This window comes from Kitasatospora sp. UYEF31 (assembly GCF_057291755.1).
Window position 1 is genome coordinate 68,152 of the sequence record NZ_JBXAWK010000024.1, and the last position, 22,801, is coordinate 90,952.

Sequence of the window (22,801 nt, forward strand, 5' to 3'; positions counted from 1 at the left end):
AAGGCTGACGGACTCCCCTCCGCAGACTGATCCGCCGCCTACGGGCCTCCCGGTACAGTCGGATTTCCGTACCTGTACCGGGAGGGGACCTCCATGACAACGCCCGTCTTCGACAAACGTGATCAGTTCGAGAAAATCCAAAACGGCCTGCTGCCCGGTGAGACGATCATCGCGGTCTACGACGCGATCGGCGTGGGCACCGGCTTCATCGGGCTGACCGACCGGCGGATCATCGTGCAGGACAACTCGTTCGTCGGCAAGAAGATCGCGATCACGTCGATTCCGTACTCGAAGGTCCACAGCGTCAGCATGGTCAGCAACAAGTCCTTCGCGGGGAACTTCTTCTCCTCCGGAGAGATTTCCATCTCCGTCGGCTCGCACGCCTACAGCGTGGAGTTCCGCGGCGACGACAAGAGCCGCCACGTGCACGATGTGATCCTGCACTACACGATGATCCGCTGAACCGCTGAACCGCTGAACCGCTGAACCGCTGAACCGCTGAACCGGCCGCAGGCGCTGAGCAGGCGGAGCATCTCGGCGGGGCAGCATCTCGGCGGGGGAGCATCTGAGCCGCCGGACCCGCCGGGCTTTTGAGCCAGCCGGGTGGAACGGCGCGGAGGCACGGCACGGCGCGCACACGGTCGCGGCACTCCGGGGTTGGAATGCGTACAACCATTCCCCTGACCCAGGAGCCGTCCGTGTCCCCGTCGTCCCTCCGTCTGCGCTGCGTCGGCGCCGCAGTCCTGCTCACCGGCCTGTGCGGCGGCCTGACCGCCACGGCCCCCGCGTACGCCGCCCCGGAGACCGCCTTCATGGCCGAGCACAAGTCCACCGTCGAGGTCACCGGCGAAGGCCGGGTCATCGCGCAGCCGGACGTGGCGTACGCGTCCGTCGGCGTCGAAGTGGTCCGCCCGACCACCGCGGCGGCGTACGCCGCCGCCGGGGAGGCCGCGGAGAAAATCCTCGCGGCGCTGAAGAAGGCCGGTGTCGCGGCCAGGGACATCCAGACCGAGCAGGTGTCGGTGTCCCCGCAGTACGTCCCGAACGAATACCCGAAGATCTCCGGCTACCAGGCCTCGACCACGCTCCGGGCCACCGTGCGCAAGGTCGGCACCGCGTCCGCGGTGCTGGACGCGGCGGTCAAGGCTGGTGGTGACGCGGCCCGTGTCAACGGGCTGTCCTTCGGCCTGGAGGACAACGCCGACGAGCTGAAGCAGGCGCGTGCGGCGGCCTACCACGACGCCGAGGCGAAGGCGAAGCAGTACGCCGCGCTGTCCGGGCGGCACCTGAGCGGGGCGTCGACGATCGTGGAGACCTCCGCGCCGTCCGCGCCGCCGATGGTGGGCGGTCCGGCCGACGCGCCGATGCCGCCGCCCGCGCCGGGCGGCTCGCCGGTGCCGGTCGCGCCGGGCACGCTGGAGGTCACGGTCAGCGTGCGGGTGGTCTTCGAACTCCGGTGATCAGTCGGCCGGGGTGTCCGGAGGTGCGTTCACGCGCCACTCCGGACACCCCGGAGGCATTTATCGACCTCGTACGGGCAACCCCGCGGTCCGGTAGATCCCGTCGATCAGTTCCATCGTCTGCACCCCGTCGGAAGCCGGGGTCAGCGGCTGCTCACCGGTGACCACCGCGTCCGCGAAGGCCTCCAGCTGCAGTCTGTACGTGGACGACTTCCCCGCCTGGCCCAGGTGCTCGCGGCGCTTCACACCGTCGACCGTCACCGTGAAGCGGTGCGGCAGGTGCGGCATCACGTAGTTGCCCACCTTCAGCTCACCCCGCTCGCCCAGCACGTGCAGGCCGATGCCCATGACCCTGCTGGACAACAGGGACGCGTGGATCAGCCCGGTAGCCCCGCCGGGCAGCCGGAAGCCCGCCGACATCGCCCGGTCGACGTTCCGGTTCCCGGGCACCGTCTTCGCGCGGGCGCCCAGGATCCTGAGTGATTCCGCCGCGATGGCGGACTTGGCGTCCCCGGCCATCATCCGCAGCGCGTGCACGGCGTAACACCCGGCGTCCATCAGCGCCCCGCCGGCGAGGTCGAAGCGGTAGCGGATGTCACCGGGCACCGGCAGCGGGAAGCACATGGACGCGGTGATGCGGCGGACGGTGCCCAGCTCGCCGTCGTCCAGGATCTCCCGCACCCGCCGGGCCAGGGGGTGGTAGCGGTAGTGGAACGCTTCCATCGCGATCATGCCGGTCCGTACGGCCGTGTCCGCGATCAGCCGGGCCTCCGCGGCGTTCGCCGCCACCGGTTTCTCGATCAGGACGTGCTTCCCGGCCTCCATCGCCCGCACCGCCCAGTGCGTGTGCAGGCCGTTGGGCAGGGGGATGTAGACCGCGTCCACGTCGGGATCGCCGATCAGTGCCGCGTAGTCGCTGTGCACGACGGGGATGCCCTGTCGCCGGGCGAAAGTGTCCGCCCGCCGCGGATCACGTGCCGCCACCGCGGTCACCTTGACCCCGGGGATCAGCCTCGCCGGCCTGGTCAGCGCTGACGGGGCGATGCGCGCCGCCCCCAGCACGCCGATGCGTACACGTTCCATGGTTCGTCCCCCTACATGGTTACCCGGTACTCCGTACGTGCGACTCATTGGCATCGTAGGGCGGAACCGATACGGGAAAGCGGTGGAGTGCGGCAATTCCCGGCGTGCGCCCGGCCCGGATCGGCCGCAGGCTGCTGTAGGCGCGTGGCAGACCGCCCGCGCAAGCGTTCATCAACGCTGTGGACTAGGATGTCTCTCGACATCAAGATATCTGTACGGCGTACACGCCGACACTGGAAGTTAGGTAACCCTAACTTATTTGGGCGGTGGTGTGCGCAAGAGAGGGAGACGTCGTGTCCGCGAACAGCTTCGACGCCCGCACCACGCTGAGCGTGGGCGACGAGTCGTACGAAATCTTCAAGCTGGACAAGGTGGAGGGCTCCGAGCGCCTCCCCTACAGCCTGAAGGTGCTCCTGGAGAACCTGCTCCGCACGGAGGACGGCGCGAACATCACCGCCGACCACATCCGCGCGCTCGGCAGCTGGGACCCTGCCGCGCAGCCCAACCAGGAGATCCAGTTCACGCCCGCCCGCGTGATCATGCAGGACTTCACCGGCGTGCCCTGCGTCGTCGACCTCGCCACCATGCGTGAGGCCGTCAAGGAGCTCGGCGGCGACCCGGCGACGATCAATCCGCTGGCCCCGGCCGAGATGGTCATCGACCACTCCGTCATCGCCGACAAGTTCGGCACCCGGGAGGCGTTCGCCCAGAACGTCGAGATCGAGTACGGCCGCAACAAGGAGCGCTACCAGTTCCTGCGCTGGGGCCAGGGCGCGTTCAACGAGTTCGCCGTCGTGCCGCCCGGCACCGGCATCGTGCACCAGGTCAACATCGAGTACCTCGCCCGTACGGTCATGGTCCGCAATGGCCAGGCCTACCCCGACACCTGCGTCGGCACCGACTCGCACACCACCATGGTCAACGGACTCGGCGTCCTGGGCTGGGGCGTCGGCGGCATCGAGGCTGAGGCCGCGATGCTCGGCCAGCCGGTCTCCATGCTGATCCCGCGCGTCGTCGGCTTCAAGCTGTCCGGCGAACTGCGCCCGGGGGTCACCGCCACCGACCTGGTGCTGACGATCACCGACATGCTGCGCAAGCACGGCGTCGTCGGCAAGTTCGTCGAGTTCTACGGCCCCGGCGTCACCAACGTGCCGCTGGCGAACCGCGCCACCCTCGGCAACATGTCGCCCGAGTTCGGTTCGACCTGCGCGATCTTCCCGATCGACGCCGAGACCATCTCGTACCTGCGCCTGACCGGCCGGGACGACCAGCAGCTCGCCCTCGTCGAGGCGTACGCCAAGGCCCAGGGCCTGTGGCACGACCCCTCGGTCGAGCCGGTCTTCTCCGAGTACATCGAGCTGGACGTCTCCACCGTCGTCCCGTCGATCTCCGGCCCGAAGCGCCCGCAGGACCGCGTTGTCCTGGCCGAGGCCAAGGAGCGCTTCCGCGGTGTCCTCCCGGACTACGCCGGCGACGCCGACGAGGCCGGCAAGGAGTCCTTCCCGGCCTCCGACGCGCCCGCCAGCGCGGGCCGTCCGTCGCGTCCGACGACCGTCACGGCACCCGACGGTTCGACGTACGAGATCGACCACGGCGCGGTCGTGATCGCCTCGATCACCTCCTGCACCAACACCTCGAACCCCTCCGTCATGCTGGGCGCCGCCCTCCTGGCGAAGAAGGCCGTGGAGAAGGGCCTCACGGTCAAGCCGTGGGTCAAGACCACCCTGGCCCCCGGGTCCAAGGTCGTCATGGACTACTACGAGCGCGCCGGCCTCACCCCGTACATGGAGAAGCTCGGCTTCAACCTCGTCGGCTACGGCTGCGTGACCTGCATCGGCAACTCGGGCCCGCTGCCCGAAGAAGTCTCCGCGGCGGTCAACGCCAGCGACCTCGCCGCCGTTTCGGTGCTCTCGGGCAACCGCAACTTCGAAGGCCGCATCAACCCCGACGTCAAGATGAACTACCTGGCCTCCCCGCCGCTGGTCGTCGCGTACGCCATCGCCGGTTCGATGGACATGGACATCACGACCGAGCCGCTGGGCACCGACGGCGACGGCAACCCGGTGTACCTCAAGGACATCTGGCCGACGGACAAGGAGATCAGCGACGTCGTCGCCTCCTCCATCGACCAGAAGATGTTCACGGACTCCTACGCCACCGTCTTCGACGGCGACCAGCAGTGGCAGTCCCTGGAGACCCCGGAGGGCGACACCTTCGCGTGGGACCCGGACTCCACCTACGTGCGCAAGCCGTCCTACTTCGACGGCATGACGATGGAGCTCACCCCGGTCGTCGACATCGCCGGTGCCCGCGTGCTCGCCAAGCTCGGCGACTCGGTCACCACCGACCACATCTCCCCGGCCGGCAACATCAAGGCCGACAGCCCGGCGGGCAAGTACCTCGCCGAGCACGGTGTGGAGCGCCGTGACTTCAACTCGTACGGTTCGCGCCGTGGCAACCACGAGGTGATGATCCGCGGCACGTTCGCGAACATCCGCCTGCGCAACCAGATCGCACCGGGCACCGAGGGCGGCTTCACCAAGGACTTCACCCAGGCCGGCGCCCCGGTCAGCACGATCTACGACGCCTCCGCCAACTACCAGGCCGCCGGCGTCCCGCTGGTCGTCCTGGCCGGCAAGGAGTACGGCTCGGGCTCGTCCCGCGACTGGGCCGCCAAGGGCACCAGCCTCCTGGGCGTCAAGGCCGTCATCGCCGAGTCGTACGAGCGCATCCACCGCTCGAACCTGATCGGCATGGGCGTCGTCCCGCTGCAGTACCCGGCGGGCCAGACGGCCGCCACCCTCGGCCTGACCGGCACGGAGACCTTCGCGTTCACCGGCATCGCCGAACTGAACAACGGCAGCACGCCGGAGACGGTCAAGGTCACCACCGACACCGGAGTGTCGTTCGACGCGGTCGTCCGCATCGACACCCCCGGTGAGGCCGACTACTACCGCAACGGCGGCATCATGCAGTACGTCCTGCGGTCGCTCGTGAACAAGGGCTGACACACCTGACGAAAGAGCCCCCGCCCCCGACTCCCGTCGGCGGTGGGGGCTCTTTTTTCGCAGAACCGGACCAGGATCAATTCCGTACGGAATCCAAGCTTTCTCAGCCCTCGATAAGCGGGTGGGAGATGCCTTCCCGCACCCTCACCCGCAGCAGCGGCTCAGCGCCCCGGCGCAGGACCTTCTCCTCGACACCCCACGGGTTGTTCGGCAGCGACACCGCCAGGGTGTACGTCGCCGAGCAGCCGGTGCAGTCGTAGCGGTCGTCCCAGCCGGTGATGTCCGTGGCGCTGCCGGGGTTGCGGGCCGCGTGCCGGAAGGTCGCGTGGCAGTGGTCGCACACGCCCCCGGGCTCGCAGGTGCTGCCGCACGGGCACGGGTCGTCGAGGTCCACGACGGGCTGCCAGCGCTGGATGCGGCTCGCGGGCGTGGCCTTCGCACCGCGCTCGTCGCGCAGGCCGCGGGCGATGACGTTGTACGCGTCGCCCGTCGCTTCCATGCGGGTGCGGATCACGTTCATGCGCGATCGGTTGGTGGTCATGCAGTCCTCCAGCGGTGTTCTCAACACAACACAGCACCGTGGGGACACCAGGGGGTGTTGGGCGCGAGTCGGTGACCCTTGTCCGTGACCCGCGTGGCTTCCACCACCGGCCGGATCCCGGAGCGGGCAGGCGCAGCTGCCGACCTCAACGGTACCCGAGGTTGTACGACGAACCTCCCGGCGCCTTCGCGCGGCCCCGGAGAACTGGCGCGGCCGTCCGGTAGACAGGACGGCCGCACGCAGTAGTCTTCGCGCGGCGTCCCGGAGAGGGAAGGACCCGGACTGGATTCTCACCCGAACGAGTGAGATGTGTCCCGGAGACGTCGTCTGCGGTGCTGAATCGCGCCGAACAGCCTTCTGCTGCCTGCTTTCGTCTTGTGTTCACAAGGTGGCTCTGCTTCCGTACGTCGCACGCAATAGGGTTCAGGAGTTGCAGACAGTACGGACAACGCGTGCCACGTAGAACATGAGAATCCACCCGGAACGAAGGGAACGCGGATGGCCGACGGCACAGCGGGCGCGGCAGGGGCCATCAGCGCCGTACAGCCGCCCGGCTCACAGTCCTCACTGCACCGCGCGAACCTCGAACGTGTGCTGCGCGCCGTCAGGATGGCCGGGGCGCTCACCCAGGCCGACATCGCCCGCGGCACGGGGCTGTCAGCGGCCACGGTGTCCAACATCGTGCGGGAGCTCAAAGGCATCGACCTGGTCGTGGTCACCCCCACGTCGGCGGGCGGGCGGCGGGCACAGAACGTGTCGCTGTCCCGGGCGGCCGGGGTGGTCGTCGGTGTGGACTTCGGGCACCGGCACCTGCGGGTCGCGGTCGGTGACTTCGCGCACAACGTGCTCGCCGAGGAGCGCGTGCCGATCGATGTCGACGCGTCCGCCGACGAGGGTTTCGCCGCCGCGGAGCACCTCGTGCGGCGACTCCTCGACCAGGCCGGGGCGCGACCCGGCGAGGTCACCGGGGTCGGCCTCGGCGTGCCCGGGCCGATCGACACCGAGACCGGGGTCCTGGGCTCGATGACCATCCTGCCGGGCTGGGCCGGCCGGCACCCGCAGGCGGAGATGCAGGACCGCCTGGGCGTCCCCGTGCTCGTCGACAACGACGCCAACCTCGGCGCGCTCGGCGAGCTGGTGTGGGGCGCGGGGGCCGGGTGCACGGAGATGGCCTACCTGAAGGTGTCCAGCGGCGTCGGCGCGGGCCTCGTGCTCGGCGGCAGGCTCTACCGCGGTCCCGGCGGCACGGCCGGCGAGATCGGGCACATCACCCTGGACGAGTCGGGCCCGGTGTGCCGCTGCGGCAACCGGGGCTGTCTGGAGACCTTCGTCAAGTCCAGTGTCCTGCTCCAACTGCTCCAGGGCAGCCACGGTGCCGACCTGACCGTACGGAAGATGATCGACCTGGCCGAAGCGGGTGACGCGGGCTGCCGCCGGGTCATCGGCGACGCGGGCCGGCACCTGGGCGTGGGCGTGGCCAACCTGTGCAACATCCTCAACCCGCAGCGGATCATCCTCGGCGGCGACCTGGCCTCGGCCGGCCAGCTGCTCATCGGCCCGGTGTCCGAGTCTGTGGGCCGCTACGCGATCCCGTCGGCGGCCCGGGGTCTGACGGTGGCCGTCGGTGCCCTGGGCGAACGGGCGGAAGTGCTGGGCGCGTTGGCGCTCGCGATGAGTGAGCTGACACCCTTCCTGGCCGGACGTTTCACCACTGAAGACACCAGTGCGGCCAAGGGCGGCCTGGTCGTCACTTCCTGACGGACCGTCCGTACGGACGGGTGCGTGAAATCCGGCTCCTGACGTGGTTTCAGTCAGGGCGCCGGGCAGGAATAGGAAAATTCGAACATCACGGTTTCGTTCATTTTATGGATCCTCCCCAGTCGAACTGTTGACCACTGCCCGGCGACAGGAGTTGACTTCCCGGGCGCTTCCGGGTGTGACGGCTGTCACTCCCGTGTCTGCTTGGGGAGTCCTCATGAAATCCATAGTGCGGCGGAGTCTGGCTTTCGGTGCTGTTGCGGCGCTCGCGGTGAGCGTGTCCGCCTGCGGCAACGCCAAGGACAGTGATGACAAGGGCAAGACGAGCACTCCGGCGGCCTCGGGGACTCCCGGCGCTACCGCACCGGGAACCCCGGGGACACCGGCCGCGACCGGCGTCGGCACCGGGCTGACCACGGACAAGGCCTTTAAGATCGGGCTGCTCCTTCCGGAGACCAAGACGGCACGGTACGAAAAATTCGACAAACCACTGTTCGAAGCCAAGGTCAAATCGTTGTGCGCCAAGTGCGAAGTGAAGTACTCCAACGCGCAGCAACAGTCCGACAATCAGCAGAAGCAGGCCGAAGCCATGCTGACGAACGGCGTCGACGTGCTGGTCCTCGACGCGGTGGACGCCAAGGCGGCCGGGGCGATCGTCAACCAGGCCAAGGCCAAGAACGTGCCGGTCATCGCGTACGACCGGCTCGCGACCGGACCGATCAGCGGCTACGTCTCCTTCGACAATGAGACGGTCGGCAAGCTCCAGGGCCAGGCCCTGCTCGACGCGATCAAGGCGGGCGGCGACCCCAAGCGCGGCCAGATCATCATGATCAACGGCTCGCCGACCGACCCGAACGCGCCGGAGTTCAAGAAGGGCGCGCACAGCGTCCTCGACGGCCAGGTGAACATCGGCCGTGAGTACGACACCCCGGACTGGTCCAACGACAAGGCCCAGTCGGAGACCGAGCAGGCCCTCACCGCACTCGGCGGCCCCGGGAAGGTCATCGGCGTGTACGCGGCCAACGACGGCATGTCCGGCGGCGCGATCGCGGCACTCAAGGGGGCCGGGTTCAAGCCCGTCCCGCCGGTCGGCGGCCAGGACGCCGAACTCGCCGGGCTACAGCGCATTCTGACGGGCGATCAGGCGTTCACGATCTTCAAGCCGTACAAGCCGGAGGCGGAGACCGCCGCCGAGATGGCCATCGCGGTCGCCCTCGGCCAGAAGTACGACAAGGCCACGGAGACCAAGAACAACGGCACAGTCACCGTGCCCGCGGTCATCCTCCCGCCGGTCCCCGTCGGCAAGGACAAGATCAAGTCCGTGGTCGTCGACCAGGGCTACTTCACGGTGGGCGACATCTGCACCGCCGACTACGCCGCTGCCTGCAAGGCCGCGGGACTCTCGTGAGCGCGGTACTCAGCCTCCAGGGGGTCTCCAAGCGCTTCGGCGCCGTACAGGCTCTGACCGGCGTCGACCTCGACGTGGCCGCCGGCGAGGTCACCGCCCTGGTCGGGGACAACGGGGCCGGTAAATCCACCCTGGTCAAGGCCATCGCCGGGGTCGCCCCGGCGGACAGCGGAACCATCACCTGGGAGGGCCGCGAGGTCTCCCTGACCCGGCCCCACGACGCCCAGGAACTCGGCATCGCGACCGTCTACCAGGACCTCGCACTGTGCGACAACCTCGACGTGGTCGGCAACCTCTTCCTCGGCCGGGAGCTGCACCGCCGCGGCGTCCTCGACGAGATCGAGATGGAGCGGCGGGCCACGGAGCTCCTGGAGACCTTGTCGGTCCGCATCCCCAGCGTGCGCATCCCCGTCGCGTCCCTCTCCGGCGGGCAGCGGCAGACCGTGGCCATCGCCCGCTCCCTGCTCGGCGAACCGAAGGTGGTGATGCTCGACGAGCCCACCGCGGCCCTCGGCGTCGAGCAGACCGCCCAGGTGCTCGACCTGATCGAGCGGCTGCGCGAACGCGGCCTGGCCGTGATCATCATCAGCCACAACATGGCCGACGTCCTGGCGGTGGCCGACCGGATCGCGGTGCTCCGCCTCGGCCGCAACAACGGCGTCTTCGACGTGGACACCGTCACCCAGGAGGATCTCCTGGCCGCCATCACCGGCGCCGGGGACAACGCTGTCGCCAGGAGGCAGGCCCGCAGGACGCGCGGCAAGGACGGAGGAACAGATGCCTGACCTGCACAAGGACCCCGTGGCGGACGTTTCCCAGCCCGCCGCCGTCGCCCAGCTCGACCCCCGGCTGCTCGTCCGGCAGCAGGGCTACAAGGGTTATCTCGACGAGTTCAAACGCAAGGTCCGCGGCGGCGAACTCGGCTCACTGCCGGTCATCTTCGGCCTCATCGTGATCTGGATCGTCTTCCAGTCGCTCAACGACCGCTTCCTGTCCGCCGAAAACCTGAGCAAGCTGAGCATCCAGATCGCCGCCACCGGCCTCATCTCCCTCGGCATCGTCTTCGTCCTGCTGCTCGGCGAAATCGACCTGTCCGTCGGCTCGGTCAGCGGCCTCAGCGCCGCGGTCCTGGCCGTACTCAACATCAAACACGGCTGGAGCGACGGTACGGCGATCCTCGCCGCCGCCGTCGTCGGCTGCGCCATCGGCGCCCTGCACGGCTTCGTCTTCGCCCGCATCGGCGTCCCCGCCTTCGTCGTCACCCTCGCCGGCCTCATCGGCTGGCAGGGCCTCCAGCTGTACGTCCTGGGCAACGACGGCACCATCAACCTCCGTGACACCGGGGCCGTCCACAACCTGACCTACTACTTCTTCGAACAGGTCATCGTGGGCTACCTGCTCGCGATCGTGGTCGCCCTCGGCTACGGCCTGTCCGGGTGGCTCGGCCACCGCCGCCGGGCGGCGGCGGGCATCCCCACCCGGCCACTGTCCGACCTGGCGCTGCGCACCAGCGGGCTGCTGGCCGTCGGGCTGGTCGTCGCGTACGTGTTCAACCAGTACAAAGGCACGCCCCTGGCCTTTGTGATCTTCCTTGCCCTGGTCGTCGGGGGAGACCTGCTGCTGCGGCGTACCCCGTACGGCCGGAAAGTGTTCGCGGTCGGCGGCGGCGTCGAGGCGGCCCGGCGCGCGGGTATCAACGTCAACGCGGTCCGGATCTCGGTATACATGATCGCCTCGACGATGGCCGCGGTCGGCGGAGTGTTCGCCGCCTCCCGCATCATCTCGGCCGGGCAGACCACCGGCGGCGGCGACGTCCTGATGAACGCCATCGCCGCGGCGGTGATCGGCGGCACATCACTGTTCGGCGGCCGGGGCAGCACCTACTCGGCGCTGCTCGGGATGCTGGTGATCGGTTCGATCTCCTCAGGGATGGACCTCCAGTCCATCGACTCCTCGGTGAAGCTGATGATCACCGGCGCGGTGCTGCTCGCCGCGGTGATCCTCGACTCCGTGTCACGGAAGAGCCAGAAGGCGAGCGGCCGGGCGTAGCGGCGGCGGCCGGCTGTTCGCGGCCCGTACGTGGTCACGGGTTTTCCACCTTTCACCGCATCCCGGAAGGTGGAAAACCCGTGACCACCCGGTAGCCGGACGGGCCACTCGGCGCGGTGTGGTTCGCGAACCGCGACCCGGATGCACCCCGTACGAAACAGGTCTTGATCTGCGCCCCGGTCGCACGTCCTGCTGAAACCTCACCCGCACGCGTCCCGTACGGCGCCCCGTGCCTCCGAACCGGTGATCTTTTCGTACAGTTGTGCCGCCGGAGGTGTGTATCCGTTGACCGCAAGACCAACGCCGGATTGACTCCGCCCTGTGCGCCTCAAGCCGATCATCACCGCCGCCCTGGTCGCCGTCCTCACCGCGGCCGTAGCCACCGGCTGCGGCAGCGACGGCCCCGACCGCGCCGACCTGCACACCGACCAGCAGCTCAGCATCGGCCTGCTGCTCCCGCAGACCGCCGACGAACGCTACGAGAAACACGACAAACCCGCCTTCGAGGCGCGCGTACGCGAACTGTGCCCCGACTGCACCATCCAGTACGCCAACGCCGACAAGGACCCCGCCCTGCAAGTCAGACAGGGCCAGGCGATGCTCGCGGCCGGGGTCAGAGCACTGGTCCTGGGGCCGGTGGACGCCACGGCCGTCGCACCGCTCACCGAAGCGGCGAAGCAGAAGAACGTGCCGGTCGTCGCCTACGACGCCGAACTCCCCGGCGCGGCCGGGGGCCGGGTGCTGCGCACGGTGGCGGCGGACGCCGCCACCCAGGACCAGGCCCTGTCCGCCGTACGGAAAACCCTGGCCGGGGAACAGCCCCAGGCGGTCCTGGCCCCCTACCGCGCCCAGGGCGACCAGGCCGCGAAGCTCGCCATGGCCCTCGCCCAGGGCAAGCCGTACGCGACGGCGGTGGCCGGTCCCGACGGCGTCCCGGAGATCGCCGTACCGCCGCTGACCGTGGACAAGAAGAACGTAAAGGCGACCGTGGTCACCGGGGGCTACTACACTGCGGCCGAGATCTGTGCTGATCCGTACGCCAACGCCTGCACGGCCGTTGGACTGCTGTAACGCTGCCGGACCGCGGTGACCGACCGCTCCTGCGACACAGAACAGGGCGTTGCCGAACCGTAGTCCCGCAGGCGAACCGCCACCCCGGTCCGCACGTCCTAGACTCAACAGATCAAAACCTCTGCCGTCCGGGCAGAGTCCGGGCCCGGCCGACGCCGGAGCCCACAGACCGACGAAGGAGGAACGGGTGGCCCTGCTGGAGAGCATTCGAGGACCCCGTGATCTCAAGGCGCTCTCTCCGGAGCAGCTCGTCGACCTCGCCGCCGAGATCCGCGGATTCCTTGTGGAGTCCGTTTCCAAGACCGGTGGCCACCTCGGCCCCAACCTAGGCGTCGTCGAACTCACCCTGGCGCTGCACCGGGTCTTCGACTCGCCGCGCGACAAGATCCTCTGGGACACCGGGCACCAGTCCTACGTCCACAAGATGGTCACCGGGCGTACGGACTTCTCCAAGCTGCGGCAGGAGGGCGGCCTGTCCGGCTACCCGTCGCAGGCGGAGTCCGAGCACGACATCATCGAGAACTCCCACGCCTCCACTGTCCTGTCGTACGCCGACGGACTGGCCAAGGCCTACCAGGTCCGCGGCCTGCACGAGCGGCACGTCGTCGCGGTCATCGGCGACGGAGCGCTCACCGGCGGCATGGCCTGGGAGGCGCTCAACAACATCGCCTGCGCCAAGGACCGCCCGGTCGTCATCGTCGTCAACGACAACGAGCGTTCGTACGCCCCGACCACCGGCGGCCTCGCCGACCACCTGGCGACGCTGCGCACCACCGCCGGCTACGAGCGGTTCCTGCAGTGGGGCAAGGGCTTCCTCGGGCGCACGCCCGTCGTGGGCGGGCCGATGTACGACCTGCTGCACGGTGCGAAGAAGGGCCTGAAGGACTTCGTGGCCCCGCAGGGTCTGTTCGAGGACCTCGGTCTGAAATACGTGGGTCCCGTCGACGGGCACGATCCGGAGGCCGTCGAGGCCGCGCTGGTCAAGGCCAAGGCCTTCGGCGGTCCGGTCATCGTGCACTGTCTGACCGAGAAGGGCCGCGGCTACGCCCCGGCGCGCGGCGACGAGGCCGACCAGTTCCACGCGGTCGGCGTGATCAACCCCGAGACGGGCCTGCCGCTGACCACCGCCGGGGGCACGTCCTGGACATCGGTGTTCGCCGACGAGATCGTCGACGTCGCCGACGAGCGCCCCGACATCGTGGGCATCACCGCCGCGATGATGATCCCGGTCGGCCTGCACAAGTTCGCGAAGAAGCACCCCCAGCGGGTCTTCGACGTCGGCATCGCCGAGCAGCACGCGGTGACGTCGGCGGCCGGTCTGGCGATCGGCGGCCTCCACCCGGTCGTCGCGGTGTACGCGACCTTCCTCAACCGGGCGTTCGACCAGGTCCTGATGGACGTGGCGCTGCACAAGTGCGGTGTCACCTTCGTCCTGGACCGGGCCGGCGTCACCGGTGACGACGGTGCCAGCCACAACGGCATGTGGGACATGTCGATCATGCAGCTGGTGCCGGGCCTCCGGCTGGCCGCGCCGCGCGACGCGGCGCAGCTGCGGATGCAACTGCGCGAGGCCGTTGTGGTCGACGACGCCCCGACGGTCATCCGCTTCGCCAAGGGCCTGGTGGGTCCGGACATCAAGGCGGTCGGCACGGTCGGCGGCATGGACCTCCTGCGCGGCGGCGAGCTCGGCGCGGACGTACTGATCGTGACCGTCGGCACGATGGCCGAGGTCGGCCTGGACGTCGCGGCGAAGCTCACGGTGCAGGGCATCACCTCCACGGTGGTGGACCCGCGCTGGGTCAAGCCGGTGGACGCGGCGCTGCCGGGCCTCGCGGCCAAGCACCGGCTGGTCGTCACGATCGAGGACAACGGCCGGGTCGGCGGTGTGGGCGCGGCGATCGCGCAGGCGCTGCGGGACGCGAAGGTCGACGTCCCCGTACGGGACTACGGAATTCCGCAGGAGTTCCTGGACCACGCCAAGCGCAACGTCATCATGGGCCGGATCGGCTTGAACGCGCAGGACATCTCGCGTGAGGTCGTGGAGGAAGTCGCCCGGTTGAGCACTTCCGAGCAGGAGCAGGCCACAGCCTGACGTACCGGAAACCCAGAACCCGCCACCGCTTCCGGTGGCGGGTTCTCTGTTGTCCCGGGACGCTTTTCCGCTGCTTGGTTCCGCTGCTTGGTTCCGCTGCCCTTTTCCCCTGTTTGTCCGCTGTGTCCCGCAATGACTGACGGACCGTTGACTGATATGTTGCGGTCTGCCCGGAATGTCGTTCCACATAGTGAGAAGGCATCTTTTCGGTTGGGGCCTTCGTTCACTCTTGTGTTCGAATCCACCAAGTTCTTGATCAGAAGGGGATTCATCCGTTCGAAACGGGTGAGATTGCCCTGCACTAGGGATGAACAATCCGATGGCGGTCATGATCACCGTCATCAGGAGGTGGTGGCATGAGCGTCTTCAGAACCAAGACCGTGGAGCAGTCCCTTCGGGACACCGACCCGGGCGAGGGCGAGGGGTTGCGCAAGGAGCTCACCGCACTCGACCTCACAGTCTTCGGCGTCGGTGTTGTCATCGGCACCGGCATTTTCGTCCTTACCGGCACGGCGGCCAAGAACCTGGCCGGCCCCGCGGTGGCGCTGTCCTTCGTTGTGGCCGCGGTTGTCTGCGGCCTCGCCGCACTCTGTTACGCCGAATTTGCCTCCACCGTTCCGGTGGCCGGATCGGCTTACACGTTCTCGTACACGACCCTCGGTGAACTGCCCGCCTGGATCATCGGCTGGGACCTCATCCTCGAACTGGCGCTCGGCGTGGGCGTGGTGTCCATCGGCTGGTCCGGCTACTTCACCTCGTTGCTCTCCCAGGCGGGCATCGAACTGCCGACCTCGATCACCGCGTCGCCGTTCGACGACGGCGGTGTGATCAACCTGCCGGCCGCGCTCCTCGTGCTCGCCCTGTGCTTCGTGCTGGTGCGGGGTGTGAAACTGTCGGCCAAGTTCAACGCCGTCATGGTGACCATCAAGCTCTTCGTCGTGCTGCTGGTCATCTTCGCGGGCCTGTTCTACATCAAGGGCTCGAACTACACACCCTTCATCCCGCCGTCCAAGGCGCCCGAAGGCACCGGTAGCGACCTCAAGGCGCCGCTGATCCAGCTGATCTCCGGTTTCGAGCCCAGCGTCTACGGCGTCATGGGCATCATGTCGGCCGCGGCGCTCGTGTTCTTCGCGTACATCGGCTTCGACGTCGTGGCCACCACCGCCGAAGAGGCGAAGAACCCGCAGAAGGACCTGCCGCGCGGCATCATCGGCACCCTGATCGTGTGCACGGTGCTGTACGTGGCGGTCTCGCTGGTCATCACCGGCATGCAGAAGTACACCGAACTCTCCGACAAGGCACCCCTCGCGGAAGCCTTCAAGTCGGTCGGCCAGGGCTGGATCGCCACGATCATCAGCATCGGCGCGATCGCCGGTCTGACCACGGTGTGCATGATCCTGCTGATGGGTCAGACCCGGGTGTTCTTCGCGATGAGCCGCGACGGCCTGCTGCCGAAGATGTTCTCCGAGATCCACCCGAAGTACGGCACCCCGCACCGCAGCACGATGACAGTCGCGCTCGTCGTCGCGGCCATCGCCGGTCTCACCCCGATCAGCGAGATCGACAAGATGGTCAACATCGGCACGCTGTTCGCCTTCGTCGTTGTCTCGGCCAGCGTGATCATCCTGCGCCGTACACGGCCCGAACTGCCCCGTCCGTTCCGCGTGCCGTGGGTCCCGGTGCTGCCGGTCCTGGCGATCCTGGCGAGCTTCTGGCTGATGCTGAACCTGCCGGCCGAGACCTGGCTCCGCTTCGCGGCCTGGATGGCCCTCGGGTTTGTCGTCTACTTCGGCTACAGCATCCGCAACAGCCGGCTCGCGGAAGGGGAGCAGCACCGGGCAGACGCCTGACCTGTTCCAGCCTCGTCGATCATGTACAAAAATCCCCTGTAGAGATCATTAAGGGGCATTTTGTACATGATCGACGCGGTTTTCTTCGGTCTTTGTGACCGGGCTACCAGAGCTGGTCGGTGTACGTGTCCGTCCCGGCCACTGTCGGGATCCACGGCGCGGCGAACGTCACCGTACCGATGCCCGAGGCGTTGATCTTGTCCGCCCAGGCGCGGAAGGAGTCCCACGTCGCCGTGGGCTCCTCGTCCAGGAAGTACAGCTGCATGCTGCGCGTCGCGGAGTTCGGGTCACGCGGGACGAACGCCGGGGCGTCGTCGGACAGCGGTACGGCCGTCCACGCGGCGACACTCGCCACAGGTGAGCCGGCCAGGAACCCCGGCAGGTTCTCGTTGAACCAGGCTTCGAGGTCGGACTGCGCCACGCCCTCGGCGCGCTGCACGGTCAGCGAGACCAGGCCCGCGTAGTTGTGGTCGAGCGCCAACTCCAGCGGCACCGGGTCCGCGTCGCGGTACCAGCGGGAGTCGTGCAGGTACATCCCGGTGTGCGCGTGGATCCGGTGCTGGAAGCCGCGGTCGTTCCCGTACAGCCAGTTGACCTGCTCCACCGCCCAGGCGTTCCACTCGTCGAACTGCCCGTCGGCGAGCCAGTAGACGGCCACGTACGACCCGGCGTCGATGGTCGGCGCGACGTCGGTCACGGTGGGGAAGCGCAGGTCCTTCAGGGCCCGGGTGGCGACCCAGCGCGATCCGGCGAGCATGCCGGGGCCGATCATGCAGCCGGCGTAGAAGTGGTCCCGCTCGTACCAGCGGTTGTACTCCACCTCGTAACCGCGCTCCGGGTCCACCGCGGTGAACAGCATGCTTCCGGTCCGTACTGGATATTCCTTCATCGCCAGCTCCGTTCTGATCACACCGACGTTTTGCTGACGGTACGTCAGAAGAGGTGAATCCGGAACGCCCCTCGGCGTCGGTGTCCGCTTGCGGCGGGCGCACGTCGGTCATGCCCGGAATGCTGTCAGTGGATCTTCTTGCACGGCATTTCGAGCATGGTCCAAGCGGGATGGTCCAAGCGGGATGGTCCAAGCGGGATTGTCGAAGCGGGATTGTCGAAGCGGAGTGGTCGAAGCAGCGGGACCGGCGCGGCCGCCCGGTCAGGCGGCTGCGCGCATGCGGGTCGTACGGTGGACGGGGTCCGTGTCCAGCTTCGGGATGATGTGCTCACCGAACAGGCGGATCGTCCGCAGGGTGTTCTCCCTGGTGTCCGGGCCGAACGCGAGCACCAACTGGTCCGCGCCGGCGGATTCGTACGCCTTGACCGCCTTCAACGCGGTCTCCGGATCGCCGACGATCATCGCGCCGATCTCAGCGGCGAACTCGACCGCCTCGATCGTGAGGTCGGGGATCACCTCCGGCCAGGCCGGGATGTGCTCAGGGCGCGGGAAGGTGTCGTGGTAGCGGAACACGTTGGACGTCAGATACATCGGGCGCGCGTCCACCGCCGCCTGGAACGCAGTCTGCTTGTCCTCCGCCAGGAAGCCGGTCGTGCACACCATCACGTTGTCGTTGACGAACGCGCCGATGGGCTCGGCGTTCCTGATGGTGCGTTTGTAGTTCGCGACCGCCTTCTCGGCCTGCTCGATGTCGCCGATCGAGAAACCGAGCACACCCAGACCCATCCTGGCGGCCATCTCGTAACTGCTGGGGCTGCCGGCGGCGTACCACATCGCCGGGTGCGCCTTCCCGTACGGCTTGGGCAGGATGCGGCGCGGCGGCAGCGACCAGAACCGCCCGTTGTAGCCCTCGTACTCGTCCTGCAGGAACATCTTGGGGAACTCGCGGATCACGTCCTCCCAGATCTCCTTGGTCTCGTTCATGTCCTTGATGCCGGGCAGGAACCCGAGGATCTCGTGCGAGCCAGCGCCCCGACCAGTGCCGAACTCGAAGCGCCCTGAGGTGAGATGGTCGAGCATGGCGACCTTCTCCGCGACTTTCGCCGGGTGGTTCACCTGGGGGAGCGGGTTGAAGATGCCGGAGCCGATGTGGATCCGCTCGGTCGCGTGCGCGAGGTAGCCGCACATCACATCGCTGGCGGACAAGTGCGAGTACTCGTCCAGGAAGTGATGCTCACTCAGCCACGCGTACTTGAACCCAGCCTTGTCCGCCGCCTCCACGTAGGCCATGTCGTTCATCAGGGCTTCGTGTTCCGCGTCCGGATTCCCTGCCCGCCGGAAGGCGGGGTTGTAGCCCTGTACGAATACGCCGAACTCCATGCTGAGGCTCCTTGGTCGGGGTGCGGAGACGCCGAACGCTGTGCCGACCGCCGGGCGGGGTGTGCGGACGCCGAACGCTGTGCCGAAATTTCGTTGATCAGGGTGTGAACACCCCGTCCGGCCCGCGCGCCCAGCCGGACGCCGCGTGGGTGCCGCCGTCGATGTGCACCGTGGTGCCGGTGATGAACTTCGCCATCCCGCCGCACAGGAACACGATCGGTCCCGCGCAGTCGTCAGGGGTGCCCGGGCCGAGCGGCACCTTCGCGCCGTAGTCGCCGCCGCCGACGGCCTCCACGAGCTTCGCGTCGCCCTCGGTCGGGATCGCGTCCGGCGCGACACAGTTGACCCTGATGCGCCGGTCCGACAGCTCCAGCGCCAGAGACTTGGTCAGCTGCTCCACCGCCGCCTTCATCGCCGCATACACGGCGAACCCGGGTGCGGCGCGGTGCGCCTCGACGGACGTCACGTTCACGATCGAGCCGCCGTCGCGCATCAGGGGGACCCCGTGCCGCACGACGTGGGTGACCGATGTGAAGTTCTCGTCCACCAGCGACTGCTGCCCCTTCGGGCTGACCGACTCGAACGCCGCGTGGAAGCCGCCCCCGGCGTTGTTCACCAGAATGTCCAGCGGGCCGAGTGCGCTGTGCGCGTTGACCAGGAACTCGCCGACGGCGACAGCGTCCCGTACGTCCAGACGCTCGACGTAGGCCCGCCGCCCGGCCTTCTCCACGGCCTCCTTGACCGCGGACATGTCCTTGCGGTCACACAGGGCGACGTCCGCACCGAACCGGGCCAACGCGACCGCGGTGGCGGCACCGATGCCCTGGGCGGCTCCGGTGACGACTGCCACCTGTCCGTCAAGGCGTACTGAACCGGGGCCGAGAACTTCGGAGTCGGAAACCAACCGGCGGGGAACTATCCGGTCGGGAACCACGGGGTCGAAAACCATGGGGAAACCTCACAAGAGGACGACGACTTCCGTCCACACCATGCCATCTGACGATCCGTCATGCCAGGGCCGGGCAATCGGCGTCATCTCTGGAAACGGGCCGGCACCTCCGGAAACGGGCCAGCACCTCCGGAAACGGGCAATCCGGGCACGTTCTGACGACCAATCTGATCGTCGACGTGCTCAACGACAGGGCGAAGACGGCGGCGGCACGATCGTCAACACCTCATCCACCAACGGGATTCAGGGGGTCGCGGGGACGATCGGCTACACCGCGACCAAATTCGCCGTACGGGGGATGACCGAGCCGGCGTCCCCCGAAGTCGGTCGCCCCGGTATCAGGGTCGACTCCACGCACCTCGGCGGAATAGACACCGAGACGGTCCGCCCCAGTGCCGTGGAAGGCGTGATCAGCGAGGAGACCGCGGCCATCATGCTCGGAATGCCGTGGATCTGTTGGGCTCAGCGACAGAGCTCCACGATGGTGTCGTCGAAGTCGGGGAACTCCGGGGTAGCCAGGTCGATGACGGCAGCCGCTGACCGACGCCGGCCCGGTGCGAACCGTTCAGCGACGGCCGTCAGCTCCGGATTGGGGAGTGGGGTCCAGTCAGGAGACCGTTTGTCCGTACCTGGACTGCGGGACTGCCGGGCGCTCAGGCACCCGGACCACCCGGCCCCCAGCGCTCCCCCTCAGCCGGCGAAGCGCTCAGCCAGCGAAGCCAGCCCACTCGCATACACACCGTCAGCGAAAATCTCATCCACCTGCGCCGCGACCTCCGCAGTCCCTTCATACGTCGCCGACCAGGACACCTCGCTCCCCTCCGCGTGCGGCAGCACCGCAAACGTCGCCCGGAAGTTCGTGATCGGCAGCATCGGGTCGATCAGCGAGTAGCTGTACGAGTGAGCAGCCGCGTCGTACGCCAGCAGTTCCTCACGCGACACCACAGTGCCGTCCGGCATCGTGAACGCGCGCACCGACCCGGGCTGGTCGCCGGGCTTGCCGTCCTCGATCGGGCACGGCGGCAGCAGCGGATGCCACCCGGTCAGGTCGCCGAAGTCGGACACGAGCGCCCAGACCTTCTCAGGCGCGGCGGGGATGACGACGGTACGGATCATGCTGTGCGACACGGGTTCCTCCAGGAAACGCGGCAAAATCGGAATTCTGTTCTATCCGGGACCGTCTAGGAAGGGAATGGCGACCCCGGATCCTCCAGCATCCGCCCTGATTCGGGATGATGTCCCCTTCAACGGTCTGCCGGAGGGGGCGTTCGTGATCGAGGACACAGCCGTACGGGAGGAAGTCGCCGGGAAACGCCGCTTCTTCCGCGACCTGTCCGTGTCGGCCGCGGTCGCCGGGTTCATCGCGGTGGTGGTGTCCTACTCGGGCACGGCCGTCATCGTGTTCACCGCCGCACAGGCCGGGGGCCTGACCCAAGGCCAGACGACGTCGTGGATCTGGGCGATCTCCCTCGGCAGCGGGATCACCGCCGCGGCCTTGAGCCTGTGGACGAAGATGCCGGTCATCACCGCCTGGTCCACACCCGGTGCGGCGATCCTGGTGACCAGCCTGGGGGACTACTCCTACGCCGAAGCGATCGGCGCGTACCTCGCCGCGGCCGTTGTCATGACGCTGGTCGGGGTCTCCGGGGTGTTCGGCAGGCTCATGGCCCTCATACCGCAGGCCGTGGTCTCAGCGATGCTCGCCGGGATCCTGTTCTCTTTCGGCACCAAGGCCTTCACCGCGATGCACACGTCCCCAGCCGTGGTGCTCGCCGTGCTGCTCGGCTACCTCATCGTCAAGGCCTTCAACCCCCGGTACGCCGTACTCGCCGGACTCGTCCTGGGCATCGCCGCGTCCGCGGTCGCCGGTGACCTGACTGTGCCGCACGTACCGTGGGACCTCGCAAAGCCGGTGTTCACCACCCCGGCGTTCAGCGCTGCGGCGATGATCGGGATCGGCTTCCCGCTGTTCCTCGTCACGCTCGCCTCGCAGAACGCCCCGGGCCTCGCGGTCCTGCAGACCAACGGCTACAAACCGGACGACCGGCTGCTCATCGGGTCCACCGGATTCATCTCGGTGCTGCTGGCCCCGTTTGGCGCGCACGCGGTGAACCTGGCCGCGATCACCGCCGCCATCTGCACGGGGCCCGAAGCACACCCGGATGTGAAGCGCCGCTACACAGCCGGCGTCGTGTGCGGACTGCTCTACATCCTCGTCGGCCTGTTCGGCCCGGCGCTGATCGCGCTGCTCGCCGGACTGCCGAAGGACCTCATCGCGGTGATCGCGGGAGTGGCGCTGCTCGGAGCGCTCATGACCGGGCTGGCCGGCGCGATGCAGGAACCCGAGGACCGCGAGGCCGCGCTCGTGACCTTCCTGGTCACCGCGTCGGGGTTGACGCTGTTCAACATCGCGTCAGCCTTCTGGGGACTCGTATTCGGCATGACGGTCCACCTGATCGCCGTGGGGGCGGAGCGGCTGAAGGCACGTCGGTCCGGCGTGGTCGGACGCTGAGTGTTCCTCCTCCGTGGCCCGGTGCTCTGTCGCCCGACAGTCAGGCGATCCAGCAGCAGACACCGAGGCCCACGATGCCCGTAGGGATCGCGGTCCACACAGCGACTGCCGACTTGTACCGCCGACATGCGACGCGCACTAGGAGCAGCAGCAGCAAGGCCAGGTAGCTGCCTGTCGGGCGGATCCGGATGGGAGGGAACTCGGAGAGATGCCTGGCCGCGTCAGTGTCCGCAGTGCCTCGGGGCGGGTTTGCGGTGGGACTGTGAGGTGGGTAATCTCAGCAAGCTGCTTGGCCAGGGAGACCTGAGACAGCGGGTGTGCACCCCTATCAACAGGGAGGGCCACTGCTGGCTGGTTCCGGAGAGCAGCGAAACTCCGCACCTTTCAAACACACTCCGGTGACGCGTGTCCGCGTTCCCGCGGTGTGTTTCTGTGGCGTGCGGAATTCTGAACCAGAATGTTGGAAAAGTGCGCCCGGACGGCCGATTGGCCTGGTGGGAGCGGGTTCCGCTAAGGTTTGGAACACGCCGAAGGAAAAACCCGCAAGGGGAAATCCGAAATCGGAAAGAGCGAAAGCGGACCGGAAACGGTGTGCTAAGCTCGAAGAGCAGAAGGAAAGCCCGCAAGGACTGACCGGATGCGAACAGGAAGCGGAGATACGCCGGAAACGACGTGCTAAGCTTACCGAGTCGGAAGAAACGCCGACAAACACAACAGAAACACAGAACACAGTGCCTAACAAGCACTGAAC

Annotated in this window: 17 protein-coding genes and 1 pseudogene; 12 read left to right on the forward strand and 6 right to left on the reverse strand. The window is 67.9% G+C overall.

The window, feature by feature from the left end:
- Nucleotides 1-93: 93 nt before the first annotated feature.
- Complete coding sequence (locus AC0Z36_RS14660; protein WP_485463292.1) at nucleotides 94-462, forward strand: PH domain-containing protein; 369 nt, start codon at nucleotides 94-96, stop codon at nucleotides 460-462.
- A gap of 236 nt (nucleotides 463-698) precedes the next feature.
- Complete coding sequence (locus AC0Z36_RS14665; RefSeq protein WP_485463293.1) at nucleotides 699-1,460, forward strand: SIMPL domain-containing protein; 762 nt, start codon at nucleotides 699-701, stop codon at nucleotides 1,458-1,460.
- A 60-nt stretch (nucleotides 1,461-1,520) separates the two neighbouring features.
- Here the strand turns inward: AC0Z36_RS14665 and AC0Z36_RS14670 are convergent, their stop codons facing one another.
- Nucleotides 1,521-2,543, reverse strand: a complete 1,023-nt coding sequence (locus tag AC0Z36_RS14670; protein ID WP_485463294.1) for a Gfo/Idh/MocA family protein — start codon at nucleotides 2,541-2,543, stop codon at nucleotides 1,521-1,523.
- A gap of 293 nt (nucleotides 2,544-2,836) precedes the next feature.
- Between AC0Z36_RS14670 and acnA the strand changes: the two genes are divergently transcribed.
- Nucleotides 2,837-5,551 (forward strand): aconitate hydratase AcnA, encoded by a 2,715-nt coding sequence (gene acnA / locus AC0Z36_RS14675; RefSeq protein WP_485463295.1) that lies wholly within the window; start codon nucleotides 2,837-2,839, stop codon nucleotides 5,549-5,551.
- 103 nt (nucleotides 5,552-5,654) lie between these two features.
- On the opposite strand, the gene AC0Z36_RS14680 is transcribed toward acnA, so the two are convergent.
- The gene (locus AC0Z36_RS14680) at nucleotides 5,655-6,092 is read right to left on the reverse strand and encodes a hypothetical protein (protein WP_485463296.1); all 438 of its coding nucleotides are present in this window, start codon (nucleotides 6,090-6,092) and stop codon (nucleotides 5,655-5,657) included.
- A 498-nt stretch (nucleotides 6,093-6,590) separates the two neighbouring features.
- On the opposite strand from AC0Z36_RS14680, the gene AC0Z36_RS14685 reads away from it, so the two are divergent.
- The 7 genes from AC0Z36_RS14685 to AC0Z36_RS14715 all read left to right on the forward strand — a co-directional run bounded on the left by AC0Z36_RS14685 (nucleotide 6,591) and on the right by AC0Z36_RS14715 (nucleotide 16,320).
- Nucleotides 6,591-7,850 (forward strand): ROK family transcriptional regulator, encoded by a 1,260-nt coding sequence (locus tag AC0Z36_RS14685; protein ID WP_485463297.1) that lies wholly within the window; start codon nucleotides 6,591-6,593, stop codon nucleotides 7,848-7,850.
- Nucleotides 7,851-8,067: 217 nt separating this feature from the next.
- On the forward strand, nucleotides 8,068-9,258 hold the full coding sequence (locus AC0Z36_RS14690) for a sugar ABC transporter substrate-binding protein (protein WP_485463298.1): 1,191 nt from the start codon (nucleotides 8,068-8,070) through the stop codon (nucleotides 9,256-9,258).
- Entirely contained in the window at nucleotides 9,255-10,043 is a 789-nt protein-coding gene (locus tag AC0Z36_RS14695) for an ATP-binding cassette domain-containing protein (protein ID WP_485463299.1), read from the forward strand. The genes AC0Z36_RS14690 and AC0Z36_RS14695 overlap by 4 nt, the downstream gene beginning before the upstream one ends.
- Nucleotides 10,036-11,307 carry a sugar ABC transporter permease gene (locus AC0Z36_RS14700; protein WP_485463300.1) on the forward strand — a complete coding sequence of 424 codons (1,272 nt, stop codon included), beginning with the start codon at nucleotides 10,036-10,038 and terminating at the stop codon, nucleotides 11,305-11,307. Before AC0Z36_RS14695 ends, AC0Z36_RS14700 begins: the two co-directional genes overlap by 8 nt.
- A 321-nt stretch (nucleotides 11,308-11,628) precedes the next feature.
- Nucleotides 11,629-12,378, forward strand: a complete 750-nt coding sequence (locus AC0Z36_RS14705; protein WP_485463301.1) for a substrate-binding domain-containing protein — start codon at nucleotides 11,629-11,631, stop codon at nucleotides 12,376-12,378.
- 187 nt (nucleotides 12,379-12,565) lie between these two features.
- Nucleotides 12,566-14,470, forward strand: a complete 1,905-nt coding sequence (gene dxs, locus AC0Z36_RS14710) for a 1-deoxy-D-xylulose-5-phosphate synthase (RefSeq protein ID WP_485463302.1) — start codon at nucleotides 12,566-12,568, stop codon at nucleotides 14,468-14,470.
- Between the two features lie 356 nt (nucleotides 14,471-14,826).
- Nucleotides 14,827-16,320, forward strand: coding sequence for an amino acid permease (locus AC0Z36_RS14715; RefSeq protein ID WP_485463303.1), 1,494 nt, complete (start codon nucleotides 14,827-14,829; stop codon nucleotides 16,318-16,320).
- A gap of 103 nt (nucleotides 16,321-16,423) precedes the next feature.
- On the opposite strand, the gene AC0Z36_RS14720 is transcribed toward AC0Z36_RS14715, so the two are convergent.
- From AC0Z36_RS14720 to AC0Z36_RS14730, 3 genes are all read right to left on the reverse strand, one after another.
- The gene (locus AC0Z36_RS14720; RefSeq protein WP_485463304.1) at nucleotides 16,424-17,209 is read right to left on the reverse strand and encodes a hypothetical protein; all 786 of its coding nucleotides are present in this window, start codon (nucleotides 17,207-17,209) and stop codon (nucleotides 16,424-16,426) included.
- Between the two features lie 261 nt (nucleotides 17,210-17,470).
- Nucleotides 17,471-18,589, reverse strand: a complete 1,119-nt coding sequence (locus AC0Z36_RS14725; protein WP_485463305.1) for an LLM class flavin-dependent oxidoreductase — start codon at nucleotides 18,587-18,589, stop codon at nucleotides 17,471-17,473.
- Between the two features lie 97 nt (nucleotides 18,590-18,686).
- Nucleotides 18,687-19,538: an SDR family NAD(P)-dependent oxidoreductase gene (locus tag AC0Z36_RS14730; protein WP_485463306.1), complete on the reverse strand. Its 852-nt coding sequence runs from the start codon at nucleotides 19,536-19,538 to the stop codon at nucleotides 18,687-18,689.
- A 40-nt stretch (nucleotides 19,539-19,578) separates the two neighbouring features.
- Here AC0Z36_RS14730 and AC0Z36_RS14735 point away from each other — a divergent pair.
- Nucleotides 19,579-19,923 (forward strand): annotated as a pseudogene (locus tag AC0Z36_RS14735) (SDR family NAD(P)-dependent oxidoreductase); the annotation flags it as partial.
- 305 nt (nucleotides 19,924-20,228) lie between these two features.
- On the opposite strand, the gene AC0Z36_RS14740 reads toward AC0Z36_RS14735, so the two are convergent.
- Nucleotides 20,229-20,666 carry an SRPBCC family protein gene (locus AC0Z36_RS14740; RefSeq protein WP_485463307.1) on the reverse strand — a complete coding sequence of 146 codons (438 nt, stop codon included), beginning with the start codon at nucleotides 20,664-20,666 and terminating at the stop codon, nucleotides 20,229-20,231.
- A 142-nt stretch (nucleotides 20,667-20,808) separates the two neighbouring features.
- Between AC0Z36_RS14740 and AC0Z36_RS14745 the strand changes: the two genes are divergently transcribed.
- A complete protein-coding gene (locus AC0Z36_RS14745; protein WP_485463308.1) occupies nucleotides 20,809-22,050 on the forward strand; it encodes a benzoate/H(+) symporter BenE family transporter in 1,242 nt (413 codons plus the stop codon).
- Nucleotides 22,051-22,801: the final 751 nt, after the last annotated feature.